The following is an 18,926-nucleotide window of genomic DNA, read 5'->3' as shown; positions in this document are numbered from 1 at the left end:
TAGAGCAAAACTGTCACATTTTATGATCTATGAATATACTTACTTTGTGCCATGCACAAAGATAACATTCTTCACTTCAATCGACTGAAAATTAATCTATAAGAGATTATACATTAATAGTATCCCTCAAAGATAATTCTAATTGTGCCATGAGCACGCGTTTAAGACAGAAAATCCATGCAGGCCTTGACATTTCCTTTTCACGCGAAGCTCTTTCGGGGACTGCTCCGTGGTTTTTTATCTACACACGGAGACCTCTGCAAAACCTCATATAGATAGCGAAATTATAAATATAACTCATTGATTATCAATAGTGGCTTTTGGGTGTAAAAAGACTTTTGCAGAGGTCTCACACGATTCAACACAAACCCCAATTATTACGATGCCAGTAAAAAGACAAGCAGATACAAACGACCTATTATCAAGGATTTTATCAAATCTAATTTGTTAATTTTATCTAAAAACACCTCTTTTACAAAACATTTTGCTTTCTTTTCGCGTCTTATCGTTGTATAATTGATAAAAACATAACAATGAAAAAAATGAATGGGATGTTGGCGATGGCATGTATCGCCGCAATGATTGCCTGCGATAGCGGGAAGCGTGTAACGGCCGAGAAACTGATCGGTCGCTGGAAGATTGTGGAAGTAAACGGCAAAGCTGTAAAGGCAGAAAGAGCCTTCTTTAAATTCGTAAAGGAAGGCAACACCCTCCGTCTGCACGGAAATGCAGGGTGCAACCTGATGAATACGGAAACGGAATTTGATGCGAAGCAACCTTCCTCCTTGTCGTTTTCCGAACCGCGCGTAACAATAATGGACTGTCCTGATCTGGAAACGGAAAGCAAAATATTGGATGCTTTTGAAAAAGTAACGCAAGTAAAACCGGGACAATCGGAAAAGCAACTGCATCTTGCCGATAAAAACGGAAAAAGCATGTTGACCCTTGAGAAGGCAGCCCCATGAGGCCGCCTTTTCTATTTTTTTAAGAATATCACGTTTCGTTTTTCAACAAAATTATCCATAAATACTCTATCGAAAATTCGATCCATCTTCACTGACGACAGACAATTCACTTTCAATTTTTTTTTTTGCATACTTCGGGAGATATGCCTTCATATCCCAAGTTCATGAACAGTCTATAACGACCAACCATTCCAAAAATGAAACTTTTTTTACATTTTGTTCAAACAATAAATCCGTACTTTTACGCCGTATTTTAAACATAAACGTCAATAAATGAAAAATTATAGATCATTCAACCTTATTGCAATCATTCTATTCGTTTTAAGTATCTTCGGATGTTCCGATAAAAAAGAAAACATACCGGTATCGGTAACCTTGTCGGCCAACAAAACAACCATCAAAGCCAACGGGAAAGATTCTTTGACTTTTACCGTCAAAGTCGATGGAAAAGAAACGGTTGAAGGTGTGGTTATCGTGCCTTCATCATCGACCTCGACCGAAGGACTTAATCAGTTCAACTTTGCCACGTCAAAAACCGGCACCTATTCTTTTTACGCTCTATATGATGGACAAAAGTCGAACGAGATCACTGTCACAGCCACACAAGTTGTCATTAAGTTGATAACCGATAAGGCGAACCTCAAACCGAACGGCACGGACATCATTCGGTTTACCGTGAAAGCCGACGATGAAGATGTAACTTCATTGGCAGTCATTACACTGAAAGGAGAGAACGAAACGAAGCTCGAGAGCCATAGCTTTTCGACCGAGAAGTCCGGGATTTATACTTTTTACGCAACATACAACGGAGAACAGTCGGAAAAAATAACGATCCGATCGGCAACGGAAGCCGTTACGTTGACACTGAGCAAAAGCGAAATCAAAGCCAACGGCTCGGAGGAAACGGTTTTCACGGTTTTCGCAGACGGGAAAGATGTGACCGGGAAAGCCGTGATCATGCAAAAAGGATCGCTTGACACGGTTTACGACGGAAAAACATTTAAAACGACCGAACCCGAAACATATACCTTCTATGCCGTTTACGACAATGTAAAATCGGATGAGGTTTCTCTTAAAGCAACCTATGTGCCGCTGTCTTTCATCAAACAGTTTTGTATCATACAATTTGCATCGGCCGCCTGCAACACGTGCCCCATCATGACGCAAGCGATCAACGATGTAAGGAAACAACGACCCAACCGAATCGTCCCCATTGTATTGCACGTACAGAACCGCTGTATCAACTATGAAACACTCTATGGCGTACTTGGCAAAACAGCTGATATGCTTTGCCCCTCGTGGCCATCTTCACTGGTCGATCTCAACCAAAAGGTGAATATTTATCCGACGAGTACCCCCCAAAAATTGATCTCGGCAATCGATTACATGAATGCTTTCTGTCCTTCACAAACCGGTATTGCTATGGAGTCAAAAGTAACGGATGGAACGATTCAGTTCACAGCCAATATTCTGACGAACAAAACCGATCGTTATCATTTCTATGCGTTCGTTGTCGAAGACGGGATCGTATATGGTCAAATGATTACCCATGAGGAGGTAGACCTCAACTATGTACATAATCATGTGGCCACATATAAACTCTCCGATGACGACCCAAGAACAGGCATTGATTGGGGAGAAATCAGAACAGGAAAGAAAGCCTCCCGCACGTTTACGATCGATACGAAGCCGATCAAACTGAAACGAACCGTGAACCTGAATAATTGTCGGATTGTAGCGTATACACTGCGAACCGTCAATGGGGTACATTGTATTGACAATGTCACATCGTGTCCGGTAAACGGAACGGTAGATTATAAATACAGCAAATAATAGAAAAACTACTAATAAATAAAAAACGGGTCTAAAGACTTACCCCGTCATCGGTGATTAAAAAACGAGACCACGGAAAACGAAGCCGGCTACCCTGCAAAGAAGAGATGAGGTAGCCGGTTTTTGTATGCCCGAACTTCATGGGATCAGGCGAAAAACAGAATCATCAGTTGTGCTGTAAGCACACGCAGGAACATGGTCAGCGGATAAACGGTTGCATATCCTACCGCGGGGGCATCGTTACCGGCCGTTGCATTCGAGTAGGCGAGTGCCGGCGGATCGGTGGTGCTTCCCGCGAGCAGTCCCATTAATGTAAAATAATTCACTTGGTAGAAATACCGCCCAATCGCACCGATTATCATCAATGGCAAAACGGTAATGATGAAACCGTACCCAATCCATAAAAGTCCGCCGCCGTGGATGATCGTGTCCACAAAGCCTTTTCCGGCACCGATACCGACACAAGCCAAAAATATCGTGATACCGATTTCACGCAGCATCAGATTAGCGCTGGCCGTCGTGTAAGTCACCAATCCATATTTATATCCGAAACGACTCACCAAAATAGCGACAATCAACGGTCCCCCGGCTAATCCCAATTTTACCGGCTGCGGAATACCGGGAAAAGAAATCGGAATACTTCCCAGAAAGACTCCGATCGCAATCCCCAGAAAGATTGAAATCAGATTAGGCTCATTCAATCGCTTCATCGAGTTGCCCAGCGCTTTTTCGACTGCTGCAATCGATGCCTCCGTTCCGACAACATTCACCCTGTCGCCCACTTGCAACACCAGATGAGACGTCGCCACCAAATCGACCCCGGCACGACTGATCCGCGTGATGTTGATACCATACGATTTGCGCAACTTCAATTCTCCGAGTTGCTTGCCGTTCACCTCCGATTTTGTAACCAGAATACGGCGGTTGACGAACTGGCTCTCCAGATTTATCCATTCCTTACGATCCATCTGAATCTCTTCGCCGATGAACGTCTTGATCGCCTCCGCATCATTCTCGGTAGTGACAACCAATACCTTGTCGTTTTCGTTCAGCACCGTATCGGCCGAAACAATCTCCATCTGTTTGCTGTTATTGTACCAGATACGCGAAAGCACAAACTCCCGGTCTCCCACCAGTGCCGACAACTCGCCGACCGTTTTTCCGAACACCGCCGGATTCTTCACGAGCAGCGAAACAGGAAATGGTTCATTTTCATGCTTGTTATCTTCAGCATTCAAGCGTTCCGATTCCTTTTTCAAATCAATCCTGAAAAGAAAACGGATACTCACGATAGCAAGGATAATTCCCACAACTCCTAACGGATAAGCTACGGCATAGCCGAGAGCAATCGTAGGGGCCGTTTCGCCGTGTATATCGGAATAAGCTTGTTGTGCCGCACCCAGTCCGGGGGTGTTCGTCACCGCACCGGAAAGAATGCCGACCATCGTTTCCATCGGAACGCCCGTTACATAATGAATAACCAGTGTCGTCACCACTCCTAAACACACAACCCCGGCAGCCAGCATATTCAGCGTTATCCCTCCTTTTTTGAACGATGAAAAAAAGCCGGGTCCTACCTGCATCCCGATTGAATAGACAAATAGAATCAACCCGAACTCTTTGAAGAAATGTAAAATCTCCGGATGAATCGAAAAACCGAAATGCCCCAGAAAGATGCCGACAAACAACACAAACGTAATTCCCAACGAAATACCTCCGATTTTTACCTTTCCCAACAAAATTCCGCCAACAATAACCAATGATAACAACATCACGGAATGGGCGATTCCCTCGCCCCATAACAATTCATTCAGCCAATCCATAAACAATCTTATTTTTTAAAATTTGGCCACAAAGGTACATTTTTTTTTAGTTATGAGCCCTCCCTCCCACTATCGGATGGTCAATCCAAGTAATGAAAGAGCTTATAGAGCGGATCAAATGGAATCTTCTTCGACAAGATTATTCATCAGTGCGTACATCGCAAGTCCGGCAACAGATTTGATGTTTGTTTTACGAGTGATGTTTTTACGATGAGAGATGACCGTATGTACGGAGATGTGAAGCCGGTCTGCGATTTCTTTGCTCATCAACCCTTTAGCAACCAGAACGAGGACGTCTGTTTCTCGCTTCGTAAGTTCGTAGTTCATTGCATCCATCGGAAGTTTATGGGTGGATGCTGAGGTTTGAGCTTCGGTAAGTATTTCGGGAATACGTTCTCGTGCTTCCCTGATTTCGAGAATACCGTGAAAAGACTGTAGGACTGAGCTATCGATATATTGGTAGACAAGGGCGACGATCGTCATCCTGGGATAATCTTGCAAAAGACTGAAAACGGCTGGCCTCTTGGAATAAGGAAGCATGGTAGGATTAATCAGGAGGATATCAGGTCGAGCTGCGACGAGACGTTCCCTGAAATCGTCCATATCTTCGAGGGGAGGAAGTATTTCAAATTCGGAAAATTCTTTGAGAATCCGCATAAGCCCTTCGATTACGATGGCTGCGGGCTCGACAATCAGTATTTTTTCTTTGCGGCTCATTTCTTTTTTCTCTCGAGCATTTCTACATAGGGTACAAGAATCTTATCTTCAATCAGGGCATGTTTATTAAGATCGGTCGAAAGTTGAAAAATGTCAAAGACAAGTTCGATCGATTCTTTGGGTGAAGCGTTTGCGGGCAGATATTTGAAAATGATTTGAGTTAAATCATTTAATTTATCTTCGATGTTGCTATGCGCTTCGGCAAAATCGCGAATACGGTAAGAGTCATGGACCTCGCCGGACAAGAGCGCCTGAATATGCGGAAATACGGTCTGCTCTTCGTATTTGAAATGTTCTCCAACCTCGCTTTTGTAATCGTTAAAGAATCGCTTGAGCACCTCTCCATATTTGGGGTTTACTTTATCGATAACATTTAAAAGATGACATTCGATATGGGGCAGATGTTCGTACATGTAATAACGATGCGAAGCCAGAAGATAAGGAACAAGCAAGCGCATGTCAGTCGATTCGATCATTTTCCGTTTAGGAAGATATGAATCAAAGGCATAAACGTTGCACACAAGCAAAAAAAAGTCTGCCGATACATCGTTCATGAGGCATATTTCCTTTACACTTTTATCTCCGAATCCAAGAGGAATGCCAAAACGCGGCAACATAAGTATGAGACTATGATTAACCGAGATGAGATCGGCCAATTTCATTTTTTCCGAGAACAGCAATTTCTCCATAGATTTTTTCTTTTTTTGATGACAAAGGTAATTGTTTTTATCACAAAACCGGTCATTTTTTCTCCCTATTTATGGGGATATAATCTGATAAATCACCATAAAAGGGGATATCGTGAAGCCATTTGGATTAGCAGGTTCTGTTGAACGGGATTGAGGGAAGATGAGAAGAGGCTATCTGTGCACAACACACAAAGACAGCCTCTTCCCAAAAGAAAACCCTACATCTGTAACTTAAATCTTACCGACGAGATCAATGCTGGGTTTAAGTGTAGATGCACCTTTTTTCCATTTTGCCGGACATACTTCCCCGTCATTTTCAGCAACAAATTGAGCCGCTTCAACTTTGCGAAGCAATTCGTCTGCATTGCGTCCGATGCCGGTATCGTGAATTTCAGCGACCTTCACCTTACCCTCGGGATTTACAACAAACGTTCCACGATAAGCCATTCCGGACTCTTCAATCATCACGCCGAAAGCGCGCGAGAGCAATCCTGTCGGGTCGGAAAGCATCGGATACTTGATTTGGCGAATACTCTCGGAAGCGTCATGCCATGCTTTATGGACAAAGTGCGTATCGGTACTCACGGAATAAATCTCTACACCCATCGCTTTGAATTGATCGTAATTCTCGGCCATGTCAACCAGCTCCGTAGGACAAACAAACGTAAAGTCGGCCGGATAGAAGAAGAAGACAGCCCATTTACCTTCAATATCCTTGTTCGATACGGTTTTAAACTCTCCATTGTGAAATGCCTGAACTTTAAATTCAGGAATTTGCGAATTAATAATCGGTTCCATAATTTAATGAATTTGTTTTTTTATATAATACCAAATTGAAATCATTACAATTTCGACACAAAGATACGTATTTTTCTTTTCCCGTGCAACTTCCGTCCGGGAATATTTTTCGACGTCTCCATCTTCATTCATAGAGTTTTCTTTATTTCACACATTGACCATGCTTCTTGAAAACCTATCCGGACAAACAAGGCTATCCGTTCGATCTTCGACCTTCGGACAGCCCTGCTCCTGCTCTTATTCGTTTGATCAGATGATTGTTTATCCGTTCATCGAGGCCAAAAATTCCATATTATCAAGGGTATTTTCCATCTGTTTCTTCACAAACTCCATAGCTTCGATCGAGTTCATATCCGATAGGTATTTACGCAATACCCACATTCGGTTGATGGTGTTATCACTCTGCAACAAATCATCGCGGCGCGTGCTTGAGGCAATGATATCGACAGCGGGATATACTCGTTTATTCGAAAGTTTCCGGTCTAACTGCAACTCCATGTTTCCCGTACCTTTAAATTCTTCAAAAATCACATCGTCCATCTTCGATCCTGTGTCGGTCAATGCTGTAGCCAGAATGGTAAGACTGCCTCCGTTTTCGATGTTTCGGGCTGCACCGAAGAAACGTTTCGGTTTTTGTAATGCATTGGCATCCACTCCTCCCGAAAGCACTTTTCCGGAAGCCGGTTGGACGGTGTTATAGGCGCGTGCCAAACGGGTGATGGAGTCGAGAAGAATAACCACGTCATGCCCGCATTCCACCATTCGTTTAGCTTTATTAAGTACGATATCGGCAATTTTTACGTGGCGTTCAGCCGGTTCGTCGAATGTAGAAGCGATCACTTCGGCGTCGACACTGCGCGCCATATCGGTTACTTCTTCGGGGCGTTCGTCGATCAGCAGGATAATCATATACACTTCAGGGTGATTGGCTGCAATTGCATTCGCAATGTCTTTCAACAGCATCGTCTTACCCGTTTTCGGCTGGGCAACGATCAAACCGCGCTGTCCCTTACCGATCGGAGAGAAGAGATCGACCACTCGCACTGCAATATGATCAAACACTTTCGGCGATCGACGGGCAGTCAGCATGAATTTTTCATCCGGGAACAACGGGGTCAAATGATCGAAAGGCACACGGTCACGCACTTCTTCGGGTAAGCGTCCGTTGATTTTGTCGACTTTCACCAGCGGGAAATACTTCTCCCCTTCTCGGGGCGGACGGATAGGACCTTCGACGATGTCTCCCGTTTTCAATCCAAAAAGTTTGATTTGGGATTGCGATACATAAATATCGTCCGGCGAAGTCAGGTAATTATAGTCCGACGAGCGCAAGAATCCGTATCCGTCTTGAATGATTTCCAATACCCCTGTTCCTGTCAGGATTCCATCGAAATCGTACGCCGGCACATTATTGGCCGGAACATTGCGTTGGTTGGGATTGTTATTATTCGTCCGATTATTATATTGCGGCTTGTTCTTCCCCTCGTTCGGTTGTTTTTCGCGTTGAGGAGTAGGTGGTTGCATCGGCAACACTTGATCGAGCACCGAAGGAGTATCGTTCGCATGTTTAAATATCAGCCTCCTGGGACTTTCTTCCGGTTGCGATTCCGTCTTTTCTCTGCGAGCCGGATCGTCTGTTTTCACGACCGTTCCGGTTAGGGCTCCGGTTTCGACCGAAGTTGCAGAAGTCGTTTCAACCGGTTTCGTTACATGCTCGTTCACCGTTTCGGCAAGCGGCAACACTTCCGGAATAGGTTTTACCGTTGGAGATGATACGTTCTGTGTCGAATCATTTGTTTCTTGCGGCTTCTCTTCTATCCTCTGAATCTTTCTGGGACGTCCCGGTCTCCGACGAGGCTTTTCAGCGAGGTCGGTCGCTTCGACTTTAGGAGGAACAGGAGGGGGGACAATGGGGTTCTTACGCGGTCGTCCCGGTCTTCGCTTTACTTTTTCTGTTTGCGTGCTGTTATCGGAATCCGTTGGAGGAACAGCTTTCTCAGTAACCCGGTTTTTACGTGCAGTAGCCTGTTTAGCTTTCTGCTCCGATTTACGAGCTTCTTTTTCCTTTTCTTTTTCCATTTGGATACCGGCTAATGAAACAGCCTGCTCGTCAAGGATTTTGTAGATCAAATCCTGCTTTTCAAGGGATTTCATCTTTTTAATTCCCAAATCGCTTGCGATCTGTTGCAATTCGGGAAGTTCTTTTTCCGTGAGTTCAAGAATATTATATTTCTGCATACGATATAAATAGAGCAAATGAGTTTCGGTATTCCGGAAAGTCGATCATCCTGTGATGAACAAGATACCCTCCATACCTTCTTTGCTTTTGTTAATAATCAGTCAAAATTTATGTAGTCCGGATTGTTTGTCTTTTCCCCGAGAGAGAGATTATTCGTTTTTACCCTACTAACGGTTGAAGACGCTGCAAATATAGCGTTTTTTTTTATGAACGACAAATTTTTTACTCAAAAACAGTTGCAATCAACACATTTTTGGTAGTGCTCCCAACACGGTAACGATGATCCGTACGTCTGCCGACAATCCATACAATATTTTCTCCGGAGCAAAGCAACCACGTCTGTTCTTTTTGCAAGCGACTGAATTTATGGTCGGAAAAGTAGTCACTTAGTTTTTGGCGTCCTTTCATCCCGAAAGGAATGAACCAGTCTCCCCGACGCCATGTGCGTAAAGTCAACGGAAGGGTCAATTTATCGCAGTCGAAGGTGGCTACGCAAGGATGCTTATGAATAATAAACGAAGGATCGACGGCCCGTACTTCCGTTCGGAGGTTGATGGGAGTATGGAGTATGCCGTCGACTTCGACCGGATATATCGTTTCGTCTCGGTTGTGCTTTTGGGATAAGATCAGGTGTTCCCTGTCTTTCAAAATCTGATAATCGGTTTCGGGAGCAAAGAATGTTTTGCCCGGTTCACCGCATAGACTGTTGAAGATCGTCTGTGTCAATTCACGTGTAAATCCGTAAGGTTTAATCAGTTCATAAAGAACAGTGGGGGGCGCTTCCGACTGTAGCAGACGGCTGATAGAGATGCGCTCCCGATCGTCGAGCAGGCTGGCGCGTTTTTTTTCGATGTCAGACCGGTATATCATTTCAACATCAGACAAATGTTGGCTGGTTCGCAAGATCGCTTTCCGCACGGACGGGTTGATTTTTTCCATCAGAGGAAGGAGGCGGAGACGAATAACGTTACGGGTATATGCATCTGAAAGGTTCGTGCTGTCCTGCCGGTACGTTATTTTTTGCTGTTCTAACCATATTTCGATGGTAGATCGGCTGACGGCCATCAGCGGCCGGACGACGTATCCGTTTTTCGGTCGGATGCCGTGCAGTCCGCCGATACCGGTGCCCCGAATCAGGTTCATGAGTACGGTTTCAATGCTGTCGTCTTGATGATGGGCAACCGCAATAGCCTGAGCATGGTAAGTTGTGCGAAGCGTCTCGAACCATCGGTAGCGCAACTCTCGTGCAGCCATCTCGATAGAGATTTTGTGAGTATTAGCATATCCTACCGTGTCGAAATCTTTCTTTTCGAATGGGATTTGGAGCGATTCTCCAATCTGACGGGCAAAGGCTTCATCGCGATCCGCTTCTGCTCCGCGCAGGTGAAAGTTACAATGGGCTGCGATGCATGGGTAGTTCAGTCGGTTCAATACATGAATCAGAGCCACGGAGTCCGCTCCTCCGCTGAGCCCCACGATGATCTGAACATCAGGCTGGAGCAGATTGTGCTGTTCGATGTATTTGCGGATGGTTCGGAGCATATTGGGAGAATAAAAAAGCAGAGATACGGACAAGCATCCCGATATCCCTGCTGAAAACAATTTCCAAATATATAATTAAGACTTATTCTCTTCGGCCAACACCGGATCGATCATGATACGGCCACAGTACTCGCAAACGATAATTTTTTTGCGTAGCTTGATGTCCATTTGTTTCTGAGGCGGAATTTTATTGAAGCAACCTCCACATGCATCACGTTCGATACCAACAACAGCCAGACCGTTTCGCGCTCCTTTGCGGATACGTCGAAAAGCAGTCAACAAACGGGATTCGATCGTTTCTTCCAATTTTTTGGCTCTGTCGCGGAGCTTCTCTTCCTCCTGACGCGTCTCGGATATGATTTCCTCCAACTCGCTTTTCTTCATATCCAAATCCCCTTTTCGCCCTTCGAGTATTTCTTTACATTGCTTGACTTCCTGCTTCTTGACATCAACCGCAGCGTTCAATTCCCGGATTTTTTTCTCTGCAAATTCTATCTCCAACCCTTGATACTCCACTTCTTTCGAGAGGTTATCAAACTCACGGTTGTTACGCACATGATCCAATTGTGATTTATATTTTTCCATCAGTTCTTTCGACTCGGAAATCTTATTTTTATATGCAATCACATTCGTCTTATTCGTTTCAATATCGGTCTGATAGTTTTGAAGCCGCGTTTCCAGTCCGGCTATCTCGTCTTCCAAATCCTGCACTTCTAACGGCAACTCTCCACGCAACGTCTTGATCTTATCGATTTCCGTCATGATGGTTTGCAACTGATAGAGCGAACATAACCGTTCTTCTATCGTATATTCTTTATCTTCGTTATCAGCCTTACCCTTTGCAACCGGAGTCGAAGTTCCCTCTTCCATGATTATTCCTTCTGTTCGGGCAACGGTGGGGTGCGCTTTCGTTTTCTTTACTTCCGGAGCGGCTTTCTTTTTTCCTGTCTTTTCCTTCTCCGTTGCAACAACGGAGGACTTTTTCGTTGTTTCTTTCTTCTTTGCAGGCGCCTTTTTAGCCGCTGTTCCTTTCTTTTTTACCGTTTCTTCTTTCTTTGTCGCCATGTGCTCTGTTTCTATATATAATTTACGGGATTCGAATTTATTGTCGAAAATTGTACGGCAAAGGTAGGAAATTTTTTTGATATGATATCACGGAAGATATGTTTTGTGCATCTCTCGCTTTCATAGTGTCCGATGACAGCCAGCAGGATGCGGTCTTCCACATCAAAAAAATCATTGTATTTTGCTTCGCCGGTAATAAAGAGCTCTGCACCGGCAGCGATCGCTTCGGGTATGAGGAAAGCTCCGCTTCCTCCGCACAACGCGACCTTGCGGATTTTTCTTCCCGTAAGGTGCGAATGACGGAGAGAGTGCAGTTCCAGTGTCTCTTTGATGCGTTGTAAAAACATCCGTTCGTCTTCTTCTTCAGGCAACGAGCCGACGATGCCTGATCCGGCCTGCTGCCATTCGTTTTCGAGCGAATAAAAGTCGAAGGCCGGTTCTTCGTAAGGATGGGTGGCGAACAATGCACGAAGCACCCTGCTTTTAAGATATTTGGGCAGGATGGTCTCGATGCGAATTTCCGGTTCCCGATGGAGCGTACCGACACTTCCGACAAAAGGCTGACACCCTTCCGAAGCGCGAAAACTCCCTTCGCCCCGGATGTTGAAGCTGCAAGCATCGTAAGCACCGATATGGCCGGCCCCGGCCTCGAAGAGCGCCGTGCGTACAACTTCGGCCTGGGCTTCGGGTACGAATGTGGCCAGCTTCAGCAGGATGCCTTGTTGCGGGTTGAGGATGCGAACGTTTTGCAAGCCAAGGTATTCAGCCAGCTTGAAGTTTACTCCGTCTGTTGCATTATCCAGATTCGTATGAGCAGCATAAACGACCAGATCGTTCTTGCACGCTTTCATGATGCAACGCTGTACATAGTTTGCTCCCGTCAGCGACTTGAGGGGCTTAAACACAAGCGGATGGTGTGCAATGATCAGATTACATCCGAGTTCGACAGCTTCATCGATCACCGCTTCGGTCATATCCAGACAGAGAAGTGCGCCTTGTGCCGGCTGATTGACATCACCCACCTGAACGCCTGAATTGTCGAACGATTCCTGCAACCACAGCGGCGCATGACGTTCGATTTCTTGCAAGATATCTCTGATACGTAACATAGGCGTATGAGGATTTATTGTTTTCCGCGAATTTCCGAATCAATTTCCAGATGCAACTCTCTCAACTGACTTTCCTCCAAAACCGAGGGTGCATCGAGCATCACGTCGCGTCCGGAGTTGTTTTTCGGGAATGCCATGCAGTCGCGGATCGAGTCAAGCCCTGCGAAAATCGACACCAATCGGTCTAACCCGAAAGCAATACCACCGTGCGGCGGGGCGCCGTACTTGAAAGCATTCATCAGGAAGCCAAACTGCTCCTGCGCCCGTTCTTCCGTAAAACCAAGTATGTTGAACATCTTGTCTTGCAGTTGACTGTCGTAGATACGGATTGAGCCGCCACCGACTTCGACGCCGTTGATGACCAAGTCGTATGCGTTCGCACGAACGGCTTTCGGATCACGTTCGAGCAAAGGAATATCTTCAGGTCTGGGCGAGGTAAAAGGATGATGCACGGCATAAAAGCGCTGATCTTCTTCGTTCCATTCGAGCAGCGGGAAATCGACAATCCAGAGGCACTCGAATTTGTTTTTGTCGCGCAAACCAAGCTGATTTCCCATCTCCAGACGCAGTTCGCAGAGTTGCTTGCGTGTCTTGTTTACCTCGTCTCCGCAGAGGATCAGCAGCAGATCGCCCGGTTGAGCGCCGAAGGCCGCTTTGACTTCCTGCAATTTCTCCTGCGAATAAAATTTGTCGACACTCGACTTCACGCTTCCGTCAGCTTCTACACGAGCGTAAACAAGTCCTTTGGCGCCGATCTGAGGTTTTTTAACAAATTCGGTCAATCCGTCTAACTGTTTGCGGGTATAGCTTGCCGCTCCCTGCGCACAGATACCGCCAATATATGTTGCGTTATCGAATACCGGAAAACCCGCCCCTTGAAGTATCTCAGTCAGTTCGACGAATTTCATGCCGAAGCGTACGTCCGGTTTGTCCGATCCGTAATATTTCATGGCATCGTGCCACGTCATACGTGGGAACGGAGTATCGAACGTTGTATCAAGTAACGTTTTGAAAAGGTGTTTCGTCAGCCCTTCGAAGATGTTCAGTACGTCGTCTTGCTCCACGAAACTCATCTCGCAGTCGATCTGCGTAAATTCCGGTTGACGGTCGGCACGTAAATCTTCGTCACGGAAACATTTCACGATCTGGAAATAACGGTCGAAGCCCGAAATCATCAGCAGCTGTTTCAGCGTCTGAGGCGATTGCGGCAGCGCATAGAACTGTCCCGGATTCATACGCGAAGGCACCACGAAATCCCGTGCTCCTTCGGGGGTTGAATTGACCAATACGGGAGTTTCGACCTCCAGAAAACGCTCGTTATCGAGGTATCGACGTACTTCAAATGCCATGCGATGACGCAGTTCGAGATTTATACGGACAATGTTCCGGCGCAAATCCAGATAACGGTATTTCATCCGTAAGTCGTCACCGCCGTCCGTCTCGTCTTCGATGGTGAAGGGCGGGGTCATGGCCGCATTCAGAATGTTCAGTTCGGAAACGATCAATTCGATCTCGCCCGTGGGGATATGAGCGTTCTTGCTCGAACGTTCTTTGACGGTACCCGTTACCTGAATAACGTATTCGCGTCCGATCTTCTTATTGGCCTGCTCACAAAGTGAGGCATTTACTTCTTCGTTGAATACCAACTGGGTAATACCGTATCGATCGCGCAGGTCGATAAAAGTCATGCCACCCATTTTCCGTGTCCGCTGCACCCATCCGGCCAGTGTCACGTTTTGTCCTTCGTCGCACAGGCGCAATTCACCGCAAGTTCTTGTTCTATACATATTTTCCGATAACTTATTTCTTAAAAAACGCACAAAGGTACGGGATAATTTTCAAATTCCGCATCATAAAAGCAGATGAAAAGTTTTTAAGTTTCATCATATTCTTTCGATGCAAAGATAAAAAAGTTGTATTATGGATACAACGCTTAGCGTGTTTTCTTCATGCTTAACGTGTCCTCGGTCAGCTCGTTCGTTCAGCTTGATTTATTAGAGAAATATCGCTATCTTTGCCCGCTGAATTATTTCGTCCTGTGATTTGGTAACAGGGAGGGAATAAGCAAAAAAATGGCAAAAAAGACGGTAAAAAAGAAACGTTCGCAAGAAGCGGATAATGATATATGGGGATCACTGAGCGTCTTCTTTACGAATGAACGCTTGCGTTTTCTTGTGGGGCTGCTGCTCTGTTTCGCGGTGATTTATGTAAGCATCGCCATGGCTTCTTTCTTTTTTACAGGCGGGGCAGACCAAAGCGCCATCGAAAATGTGCCATTGAAAGACCTGTTGATCAACCGTGGACGCGTTCAAAACTGGGCCGGCGTGCGTGGTGCTTTTATCGCCGATCTGATCATGAACCGCTGGTTTGGCGTGGCGTCTTTCTTTCTGCTGTACTTTTTCGGGTCGTTGGGCGTCTATCTGATGGGCGTTTGCCGGATGTCGCTCATGAAACGCTTTTTGTTGTGCAGCTCACTGCTTATCTGGAGTTCGCTCTTTCTGTCGTTCGTTTTTCTGAAAGGTTACGAAGACTCGTTTCTATATTTAGGGGGGCGTCACGGATATGAATTGTCCGAGGTCTTGATTCGGAATATCGGCATACCGGGGACGGTGCTGTTGCTGATGGTCTCTTTGCTTGTCATTGCCATTTTTACGAGTAAACGTGTGATGCCATGGTTGCAACAGATACTTAACCTCTCGTGGTATCGGAACAGATTGACTGGAAAGCAGCAGGCACAGAACAGTCTGGATACGGAAGAAGACGACGAAGAGAAGGGTTATATGAGATCCAAAACCTATCATGCAACCACAGAAGATGATGAAGAACAGGACGAAGAAGATACGCCGGATATAACGGTAACATACGATGATGATCCGTACCGTACAGCAGATTTTGACGACGAGCCGCAAATCAGACCGATGGCTGATGGTGACAGAATCATCAACGGTGAGTCAGTATTTACGATCGAGGTGCCCAAAGAAGAAGAACCGTACGACAATTCGACCATGGGCGATTATGATCCTCGTCTCGACTTGTCCAGCTACCGTTTCCCGACACTCGACCTGCTGAAAAAATACGAACAGGCCGAAAGACCAGTCGACATGGCGGAGCAGACCGATAATCAGCGACGCATCAAGCAGACACTCGAAAACTTCGGTATCAGCATACTGTCAATTAAAGCAACGGTGGGGCCAACCATCACGCTCTACGAAGTCGTGCCGGCGCAGGGGGTGAGAATCTCGAAGATTCGTAACCTCGAAGACGATATCGCCCTGAGCCTTGCCGCACTCGGCATCCGTATCATCGCCCCGATGCCCGGTAAGGGAACGATCGGCATCGAGGTGCCCAACAAAGACCCTCAGATCGTTTCGATGCAATCCGTAATCAGTTCGCGCAAATTTATCGAGAGCAAATACGATCTGCCGGTGGCGCTGGGACGCACCATCACGAACGACGTCTTTATGTTCGACCTCTGCAAAGCCCCCCACCTGCTGATGGCCGGTGCTACGGGACAGGGAAAATCGGTCGGGCTCAACGCCATCATCACCTCGTTGCTATACAAGAAACATCCCGCCGAACTGAAATTCGTACTCGTCGACCCCAAAATGGTCGAATTTAGCATCTATGCCGAAATCGAACGTCATTATCTGGCAAAGCTCCCCGACGAAGAGAAAGCGATCATCACCGATTTTACGAAAGTGGTACATACGCTAAATTCGCTCTGTAAGGAAATGGATAACCGCTATGAGTTACTGACGAAAGCACACGTCCGTAACATCAAAGATTATAATGAGAAGTTTATCAGCCGTCGCCTGAATCCGGAGAAAGGGCATAAGTATATGTCGTATATCGTGGTCATCATCGACGAGTTCGGCGACCTGATCATGACGGCTGGACGCGACATTGAAATGCCGATCGCACGAATCGCGCAGAAAGCGCGCGCCGTAGGTATTCACATGATTATCGCCACGCAACGTCCGTCGACCAACATCATCACCGGAACGATTAAAGCAAACTTCCCCGTGCGCGTGGCCTTCCGTGTCTCTTCGATGATCGATTCGCGCACCATTCTCGACTCGCCCGGCGCCAATCAGCTGATCGGACGGGGTGACCTGCTCTTTTCGCAAGGTAGCGACATGACTCGTGTACAGTGTGCTTTTGTCGATACGCCCGAAGTGGAAGCGATAGCATCTTACATTGGACAGCAGGCCGGATATCCTACGGCCTTTGAATTGCCGGAATATGTGCCGGAAGGTGAAGCCGACAAAGCATCGGGCGTTGACCTCTCCGATCGTGACCCGCTCTTCGACGAAGCGGCGCGACTCATCATCCTCCAACAGCAAGGTTCTACCTCATTGATTCAACGTAAATTTTCAATCGGCTATAACCGTGCCGGACGGCTGATGGATCAACTCGAAGCCGCCGGCATCGTCGGCCCCTACGAAGGAAGCAAGGCGCGTCAGGTATTGATACAGGACGAATATTCATTGGAACAGAAATTAAATACATTAAAGTCATGAAACGAGTACAGTATATAATTATAATAATGTTATGGTTTTCGGTCGCAGGAGTTGTCACGGCACAGAAGGCCGAGGCGCTTTTAGACAGGGCCGCTGCTGCGTATGAATCATCAAACGGATTAAAAGCCTCGTTTGCGGCAAACATTCGCCACGAAAAACAAGGCGTTTCCGAAAGTTTCGAGGGCACCATACAAATGAAAGGAGACAAGTTCGTACTTATCACACCCGATACACGGACATGGTACGACGGTACGACGCAGTGGACGTACGTCGTCCGGACCGATGAGGTCAACCTGTCCAACCCCACAGGCGACGAGTTGGAGTTTACCAATCCGATGACCCTCCTTCGCTCTTATAAGAAAGGCTTCACGCTTTCCTATATCGGTCAAAGCACGTCCGACAACGGTAAAATGGCCGATGATGTGATGCTGACCTCGAAAAAAAACGGCGACGTGGCAAAGGTCGAAGTACAGATCGAGCGCGCCACCTCGTTGCCGGTACGCCTGACGGTGACCCTGAAAAACGGTGTGCGCAGCGTAATCCGCATCCGTAAGATGCAGACGGATATCAATCAGCCGGAGTACATCTTCCGATTCAATCCGGCTGATTACCCGGGAGTAACAGAAATAGATTTACGATAATAATAAAAATAAAACCAAAAACAAAACAAACAGTTAAGAATATGACAAACGAAAAAGTGCGTTGTTTGATTATTGGCTCGGGACCGGCAGGATACACGGCTGCCATCTATGCTTCGCGAGCTAATTTAGCCCCGGTATTATACGAAGGGATTCAGCCCGGTGGCCAGTTGACTACGACAACTGAAGTGGAAAATTTCCCCGGCTATCCGGATGGAGTGACCGGTACGGAGATGATGGAAGACATGAAAAAGCAGGCGTTGCGCTTCGGTGCCGATATACGTCAGGGAATCGCTACGGCAGCAGATTTATCGGCTGCACCGTATCAAATTACCATCGACGGCGAAAAAATGATTGAAGCGGAATCATTGATCATTGCCACCGGCGCATCAGCCAAGTATCTGGGATTGCCCGACGAGCAGAAATATTCGGGTATGGGAGTTTCGGCATGCGCCACATGCGACGGCTTCTTCTACCGCAAGAAGAAAGTAGCCGTTGTAGGCGGAGGCGATACGGCATGCGAAGAAGCGCTGTACCTTTCCGGACTGGCCTCACAGGTGTATCTGATTGTACGGAAACCTTTCCTGCGTGCTTCGAAAGTCATGCAGGAGCGTGTGATGAACGCACCGAACATTCAGGTGCTGTTCGAGCATAATACGGTTGGACTCTTTGGCGAAAACGGAGTAGAAGGCGCTCATTTAGTGAAACGCAAGGGCGAGCCGGACGAAGAAATGGTCGACATTGCCATCGACGGCTTCTTCCTGGCCATCGGACATAAGCCCAACTCGGATATCTTCAAACCGTGGCTCGCTACGGACAAAACGGGATATATCCAAACCGAGGCCGGCACACCTCGAACAACGGTTCCCGGTGTATTTGCAGCTGGCGATGTGGCAGACCCCCATTACAGACAGGCCGTTACGGCAGCAGCAAGTGGTTGTAAAGCGGCCATCGAAGCAGAACGTTATTTGATGAACCAATAGTATGC

General features: G+C 46.6%; 14 protein-coding genes. 5 read left to right on the top strand and 9 right to left on the bottom strand.

All coding sequences use genetic code 11. The features are described 5' to 3' along the window. Positions 1-533: 533 nt before the first annotated feature. Both Tanf_RS06620 and Tanf_RS06615 read left to right on the top strand, forming a co-directional pair. The gene (locus Tanf_RS06620) at positions 534-965 is read left to right on the top strand and encodes an META domain-containing protein (RefSeq protein ID WP_014225838.1); all 432 of its coding nucleotides are present in this window, start codon (positions 534-536) and stop codon (positions 963-965) included. A gap of 273 nt (positions 966-1,238) precedes the next feature. Continuing rightward, complete coding sequence (locus tag Tanf_RS06615; RefSeq protein WP_046825320.1) at positions 1,239-2,798, top strand: Omp28-related outer membrane protein; 1,560 nt, start codon at positions 1,239-1,241, stop codon at positions 2,796-2,798. 146 nt (positions 2,799-2,944) lie between these two features. Here the strand turns inward: Tanf_RS06615 and Tanf_RS06610 are convergent, their stop codons facing one another. The 9 genes from Tanf_RS06610 to aspS form a co-directional block, all read right to left on the bottom strand. Then, positions 2,945-4,621 carry a putative transporter gene (locus Tanf_RS06610; protein WP_046825319.1) on the bottom strand — a complete coding sequence of 559 codons (1,677 nt, stop codon included), beginning with the start codon at positions 4,619-4,621 and terminating at the stop codon, positions 2,945-2,947. A 114-nt stretch (positions 4,622-4,735) separates the two neighbouring features. Then, complete coding sequence (locus tag Tanf_RS06605; RefSeq protein ID WP_014225829.1) at positions 4,736-5,338, bottom strand: response regulator transcription factor; 603 nt, start codon at positions 5,336-5,338, stop codon at positions 4,736-4,738. Continuing rightward, positions 5,335-6,027: a hemerythrin domain-containing protein gene (locus Tanf_RS06600; protein ID WP_014225828.1), complete on the bottom strand. Its 693-nt coding sequence runs from the start codon at positions 6,025-6,027 to the stop codon at positions 5,335-5,337. The genes Tanf_RS06605 and Tanf_RS06600 overlap by 4 nt, the downstream gene beginning before the upstream one ends. A gap of 231 nt (positions 6,028-6,258) precedes the next feature. Further along, positions 6,259-6,825, bottom strand: a complete 567-nt coding sequence (ahpC, locus tag Tanf_RS06595; RefSeq protein WP_014225827.1) for an alkyl hydroperoxide reductase subunit C — start codon at positions 6,823-6,825, stop codon at positions 6,259-6,261. A 261-nt stretch (positions 6,826-7,086) separates the two neighbouring features. Further along, on the bottom strand, positions 7,087-9,063 hold the full coding sequence (rho, locus tag Tanf_RS06590) for a transcription termination factor Rho (RefSeq protein WP_041590892.1): 1,977 nt from the start codon (positions 9,061-9,063) through the stop codon (positions 7,087-7,089). Between the two features lie 223 nt (positions 9,064-9,286). Further along, complete coding sequence (tilS, locus tag Tanf_RS06585) at positions 9,287-10,606, bottom strand: tRNA lysidine(34) synthetase TilS (protein WP_046825318.1); 1,320 nt, start codon at positions 10,604-10,606, stop codon at positions 9,287-9,289. Positions 10,607-10,681: 75 nt separating this feature from the next. Further along, the gene (locus tag Tanf_RS06580) at positions 10,682-11,476 is read right to left on the bottom strand and encodes a zinc ribbon domain-containing protein (protein WP_041591332.1); all 795 of its coding nucleotides are present in this window, start codon (positions 11,474-11,476) and stop codon (positions 10,682-10,684) included. 206 nt (positions 11,477-11,682) lie between these two features. Then, positions 11,683-12,780, bottom strand: coding sequence for a Nif3-like dinuclear metal center hexameric protein (locus Tanf_RS06575; RefSeq protein ID WP_046825317.1), 1,098 nt, complete (start codon positions 12,778-12,780; stop codon positions 11,683-11,685). A 14-nt stretch (positions 12,781-12,794) separates the two neighbouring features. After that, positions 12,795-14,567: an aspartate--tRNA ligase gene (aspS, locus tag Tanf_RS06570; protein WP_046825316.1), complete on the bottom strand. Its 1,773-nt coding sequence runs from the start codon at positions 14,565-14,567 to the stop codon at positions 12,795-12,797. Positions 14,568-14,852: 285 nt separating this feature from the next. Here aspS and Tanf_RS06565 point away from each other — a divergent pair, with 285 nt between their 5' ends. Genes Tanf_RS06565 through trxB form a run of 3 tightly spaced genes read left to right on the top strand, consistent with a single transcriptional unit; the run spans position 14,853 to position 18,921 of the window. After that, positions 14,853-17,300, top strand: a complete 2,448-nt coding sequence (locus Tanf_RS06565; protein WP_014225820.1) for an FtsK/SpoIIIE family DNA translocase — start codon at positions 14,853-14,855, stop codon at positions 17,298-17,300. Then, the gene (gene lolA1, locus Tanf_RS06560) at positions 17,297-17,941 is read left to right on the top strand and encodes an outer membrane lipoprotein periplasmic chaperone LolA1 (protein WP_046825315.1); all 645 of its coding nucleotides are present in this window, start codon (positions 17,297-17,299) and stop codon (positions 17,939-17,941) included. Before Tanf_RS06565 ends, lolA1 begins: the two co-directional genes overlap by 4 nt. Positions 17,942-17,982: 41 nt before the next feature. Beyond that, on the top strand, positions 17,983-18,921 hold the full coding sequence (gene trxB, locus Tanf_RS06555; protein ID WP_014225818.1) for a thioredoxin-disulfide reductase: 939 nt from the start codon (positions 17,983-17,985) through the stop codon (positions 18,919-18,921). Positions 18,922-18,926: the final 5 nt, after the last annotated feature.

Source organism: Tannerella forsythia, assembly GCF_001006485.1.
Taxonomy (GTDB): Bacteria; Bacteroidota; Bacteroidia; order Bacteroidales; family Tannerellaceae; genus Tannerella; species Tannerella forsythia.
This window is presented reverse-complemented; position numbering and strand designations above follow the sequence as displayed.